At 71.2% G+C, this 4,783-nt stretch carries 5 protein-coding genes and 1 pseudogene; 1 reads left to right on the top strand and 5 read right to left on the bottom strand.

The window, feature by feature from the left end; genetic code table 11:
- The 4 genes and pseudogenes from D7X74_RS39790 to D7X74_RS39775 all read right to left on the bottom strand — a co-directional run.
- Positions 1–436, bottom strand: a pseudogene (locus D7X74_RS39790) (restriction endonuclease); the annotation flags it as partial.
- Between the two features lie 139 nt (positions 437–575).
- On the bottom strand, positions 576–1,811 hold the full coding sequence (locus tag D7X74_RS39785; protein ID WP_120538152.1) for an MFS transporter: 1,236 nt from the start codon (positions 1,809–1,811) through the stop codon (positions 576–578).
- Position 1,812: 1 nt separating this feature from the next.
- Positions 1,813–2,751, bottom strand: coding sequence for an SDR family oxidoreductase (locus tag D7X74_RS39780; RefSeq protein WP_120538151.1), 939 nt, complete (start codon positions 2,749–2,751; stop codon positions 1,813–1,815).
- Complete coding sequence (locus D7X74_RS39775) at positions 2,748–3,575, bottom strand: lysophospholipid acyltransferase family protein (protein WP_120538150.1); 828 nt, start codon at positions 3,573–3,575, stop codon at positions 2,748–2,750. Before D7X74_RS39775 ends, D7X74_RS39780 begins: the two co-directional genes overlap by 4 nt.
- 100 nt (positions 3,576–3,675) lie before the next feature.
- Between D7X74_RS39775 and D7X74_RS39770 the strand changes: the two genes are divergently transcribed.
- Positions 3,676–4,302, top strand: a complete 627-nt coding sequence (locus D7X74_RS39770) for a hypothetical protein (RefSeq protein ID WP_120538149.1) — start codon at positions 3,676–3,678, stop codon at positions 4,300–4,302.
- Here the strand turns inward: D7X74_RS39770 and D7X74_RS39765 are convergent.
- A complete protein-coding gene (locus D7X74_RS39765) occupies positions 4,299–4,688 on the bottom strand; it encodes a VOC family protein (RefSeq protein WP_120538148.1) in 390 nt (129 codons plus the stop codon). The two genes, D7X74_RS39770 and D7X74_RS39765, sit on opposite strands and share 4 nt — an antisense overlap.
- Positions 4,689–4,783 lie beyond the last annotated feature (95 nt).

Below are 4,783 nucleotides of genomic sequence, written 5' to 3'. Positions count from 1 at the left end.
TTGCTGGACGGGCTGGCGCCGTCGCATCCCTGCCGATGATGAGCGCACGGCACAGCGCCCACGTGGCCTCCGGCAGCCGCGCGGGCGGCGCCAGCCCGTCCAGCAACACGCGCCGCTCGTGCGCCGTCTTGCCCGTGAACACCGGCATGTGTCTGGGATTCGCGGCCGCCAGGCTGAACGTCGCCAGCGCCTCCGCGTCCGCCCCCAGGTCCCTTCCCGCCGCCAGCGCCCGGGCCCAGCCCAGCGCCGCCGCGTTCAGGTCCTCACCGGAGACCTCCACGACCGCCAATCCATGGCGGGCCGCCCACCGGGCCCAGAGCATGTCCCCAGCGTCCGCCGGGCCCTCCAGCACGCTCAGCGTCGCGATGCCTTCTTTCCGGCGCCGGGCCTGCCGGTCCAACGCATCCAGCAGCGCGACATCTCCCGCCAATGGCAAGCCCGCCCCCCCGGAAGTGGTATCGCTTCACCACCTCCTGTGCGTGCAAAGCCTGCTCTGCCAGGTCGGGCGCTGACAAGACCCCCAAAGGAGGTATGGACTTACGGATGGGTTTGACCCGGGTGGGTCTGGAACCGCTCTACCGCGCCTTCTCCTCCAGCGATTCCCGACTCAGGAGCAGCCCCAGCCCCGCCGCCGCGAGCGCGGAAACCATGCCCGTCAGGAAGGGGGTCTGGGTGCCCAATGACGCATACATCCAACCGGTCGCCACCGGCCCTACCGTGCGCGCAAGGCCCCCGCACGACTGCGCCAGACCCAGCACGGCGCCCTGCTGCGACGACGTGGCCACCTGCGAGGCCAGGCTCGAAATCAGCGGCTGCAGGAACCCCATGCCCACGCCCACCAGCACCACGGAGGCCATCATCAGCGGCGCCTGCTGCGACACCGCGAGCCCCGTCATGCCCGACGCCAGGATGAGCGCCCCGGTGATGAGCAGCCGGAACTCCCCCACCTTGCGCGCCAGCGGCCCAATCAGTCCGCCCTGGATGATGAGCCCCAGTCCGCCCACCACCGCGAACGTGTAGCCCACCTCCTTGGAGCCCCAGCCCAGCCGCGACTGCACCACCAGCGCGAACGCCACCTGGAGCGTGGTCATGGACAGGAACACCGCGAAGAACAATCCCAGCACCATCCCCAGGGCCTTGCGCCGGGGGGAGTCCTGCAACGCGGACCAGCGCGTCTGGGATTTCGCCTGGACGCGCGCCTCGGGCGGGTGCGTCTCCGGCATCGCCACCAGCGCGCCCACGAAGCCCACCAGCGCCAGCCCTCCGGCCAGCAGCGGCGGCACCCACGGCCCCAGGCCGGAGAACACCCCGCCCAGCGTGGGCCCCAGCACCATGCCCAGCCCGATGCCCGCGCCGATGCGGCCCATCGACTTCGCGCGCGTCTGCCGCGTCGTCACGTCCGCGATGGCCGCCTGACACGCGGCGATGTTCCCGGACGTCGCCCCCGCCAGGATGCGCGAGGCGAAGAGCAGGGGCAGCATCTTCTCGTAGCTGGCCAGCGCGAACAGCACCATCGCCGCCGCGTTCGCCAGCAGGCTCAGCAGGATGACCGCCCGCCGCCCGTGCCGGTCCGAGTAGCGCCCGAGCAGCGGCGTCGCGAGCAGCTGGGTGAAGGAGAAGCACCCCAGCAGGATGCCCACCATCCGCGCCGAGCCGCCCATGGACTGCACGTAGAAGGGCAGCATCGGGATGACGATGCCGAAGCCCACCAGGTCCAGGAACACGGTGAGGAACACCACCGCCTCCACCCGGCGCAGCAGGCCGGGCGTCGCCTCCCGCGCCGGCGTCACACTCACGCTCTCCGTGACCATCTCAGCCGATTCCTGACGGGGTGATGGGCAGCGAATCCGCGTACGCCCGGAGGATGCGGCCCTCGTCGTAGGTGGCCTTGAAGCCCGTGGCCTCCAGGAAGCGCTTGTTGTCCACCACGATGGGGTATCTCAAATGGTCCGTCGCGCCCACCGACAGCCGGGGGAAGCCCGCCCGTCCCATCAGGAGCGACATGAGGGGCGAGGGCAGCGGCACCGGCGTGCGGCCCGTGCCCTTGATGATGACCGACAGCGGCACGGGAGACGGGCCCGCGACGTTGAAGATGCCGCGCACGCGCTTCTCCAGCGCGAGCTGCAGCGCCGTCACCACGTCCTCCTCCTGCATGACGTGGAACAGCGGATCATAGCCCAGCACCATGGGCACGCGCTTGCCGCGAATCAGGTTCGCGAGCGTGCCCGTGCCCGGCGTGCCCAGCGTGTACACGAGCCGCAGCACCGCGGTGGTGATGTTCGGCAGGCGCCACAGCGCCGTGGCCGCGTACAGGTCCGCGGCCACCAGGTCCGCCAGCTCCGGGATGGCCTCCAGCGCGCGCGGGGGCTCGTCCTCGGAGTGGTACAGCGGCGAGTCCGGCGCCGCGCCGTAGAACGTGTGCCGGCCCACGAAGAGCACCTGCTTCACGCCGTGCGCGGCGCAGTGGTCGAACACCGCCTTGGTGCCGTCCAGGTTGATGCGGCCCCGCTCGCCGCCCCGCACCGTGAAGGCCGTCACCGTGGCCATGTGCACCACCGCGTCCGGCTTCCAGCGGCGGAAGACGTCCTCGGCGGCGCGCTTGCGCACGTCCACCGGGTGCACCTCGATGTCCTTGGGGCCGTCCCGCCACGGGCGGATGTCCAGCCCCGCGACCTGGTGTCCGCTGTCGCGCAGGCGCAGGGCCAGCCTTCGCGCGATGCCGCCGGAGATGCCGGGGATCAACACCTTCATGGCAGCAGCCTCCGGGCGCGGCGCAGGTTGCGCTCGGCGCGGTGGTCCTCGATGAGCCGCGCGATGCTGTCCTTCACCTGGTCCACGTACCCCTGGATGATGTGGTCCTCCTCGTCGCCGGTGCCCTGGAAGACGAGCGGCTCACCGTAATGGATCTCCAGCCCCACTGGCAGCGGCAGCGGCAGGAGGTACGGCGTCAGCGGCACGTACGGCACGCCCAGCAGCTTGCCCAGCGCGTACGCGTTGGTCACCGTGGGGATGGCCGCGCCGCCGCCCAGGAAGGCGAAGGGGATGATGGGCGAGCGCGTCTGGAGCGCCAGCCGGATGAAGCCCGTGCCGAAGTCCACCAGCGAGTAGCGCTCCGTGTAGAGCTTCGCGGTGCCCCGGGCGCCTTCCGGGAAGATCATCAGGAGCCGGTCATCCTCCAGCAGGCGCACGGCGTGCTCGGGCAGGCCGGTGAACTGGCCGGTGCGGCTGGCCCACAGGGAGGCCACCGGGAACTTGTGGATGAAGCGCTCCACCATGCCCTGCGCGAGCCTGGGTGGATCCATCTCCAGCATCGTGGAGGTGAGCACCATCATCCCGTCCACCGCGACGCCGCCGGAGTGGTTGCCCACCAGCATGCCCCGGCCCTTCTTGGGGATGTGTTGCACGCCGGTGCAGCGCACCCGGAAGTAGTTCCGGTAGAGGAAGGCGAAGAACTCCAACGCCAGTTTCAGGTGCTTCTTGGAGATGCCGTACGGGTCGACGCCGTACTCGTTGAAGGGCAGCTCCAACCGCTCCACCCGGGCTGACAGGGACTCGCTCTGGGGCACGGGGCGCACCGTAGCACCGCGCGTGCGCTTTGCACGGGGGCCCCGCGTACCCCATTGTGCTCCCGACACAGGTGCCCTGGAGACCCGGGCACCCCGGGAGGCGCGCACGATGGCGGGGCAGTGGACGGGAATGCTGGAGGGGGCGCTCGCGTGGGCGAAGGCGCTGCCCGAACAGCTCTCCTCGGAGGTCGCGGTGGATGTGGCCGGCCGCCGGGTGCGGCTGTCGCACGCGCGGGTGGAGGCGCTGTCGCGCCAGGTGCTCAAGGGCGTCAAGGCGCTGGAGCTGCGCTCCTGGGACTCCCGGCCCGCCGTGTACGACCTGCGGCTGTCCGTGAAGGGCTGGAGGCTGCGGGTGGAGGCCACCCCGGAGCGCGTGGAGCTGGCCCAGGGACGCTACACGCTGTGGCTGTCCACGCCGGGCCGGGTGGAGCTGGAGGAGTCGCCCGGTGCGTCATCGCTGATGATGGTGGCGCTGCGCACCGGCGCGGGCCGGGCCACGCTCAAGGCCCTGGCCCAGAAGCTGTTGCCGCCGGACCTCCAGTGGGACGGGCAGGTGCTCCGGGTGGAGGGTCGCCTGCCCAGGGACGGCGCGCTGGCCGCCCGGCTCTTCGAAGCCTCGTCCCTGACGATGACCGCGGTGCACGCCCCGGAAGGGCTGTGGCTGTCCGCGGAGGCGTGGCCGGGGCTGCTGGACCTGCTCCAGGCCGCCCTGGATGCCCGGGTGGGCGCTGCCTAGCGGCCCTCGCCGTCCCACACGTTGGCTCGCCCCTCCAGGGGGCCTCGCTGCGGACGGACGATGCAGAAGCGATGCCCGGTGGGCGCCTCCATCACCCACCAGCGCTTCACGTAGGCGACGCGCTTGGCCCCCAGCGCCTCCAGGCGCTCCAGCTCCGCGTCCAGGTCGTCCGACTCGATGTCCAGGTGGATGCGGCTTTCGTGGTCCACCTGCTGGAGGAGGAGCGAGGGCTCGTCGGCCGTCGCCTCCAGCTCGCGGTAGTTGGGCGAGTCCGGATCCACCGGCTTCAGCTTCCGTCCCAGCGCCGCGCTCCAGAAGCGCGCGGACGCTTCGAGGTTGTCGCTCTTGCAGTCGATGACGAAGGTGCTGAGTCGGCTGTGATGCATGGCTTCTCCTGGAGTCCGCGCAGGGGTGCGCCCAAGGGGTGGGGGGAGCCCGGAATACACCGAAAAGCGGGACGTGGGGGCGCAAAGTGAAGGGG

This window comes from Corallococcus sp. CA047B, assembly GCF_003612065.1.
Lineage (GTDB): Bacteria > Myxococcota > Myxococcia > Myxococcales > Myxococcaceae > Corallococcus > Corallococcus praedator.
Note: the sequence above shows the minus strand (reverse complement) of the source record. Positions and strands in the feature narration are given on the sequence as shown.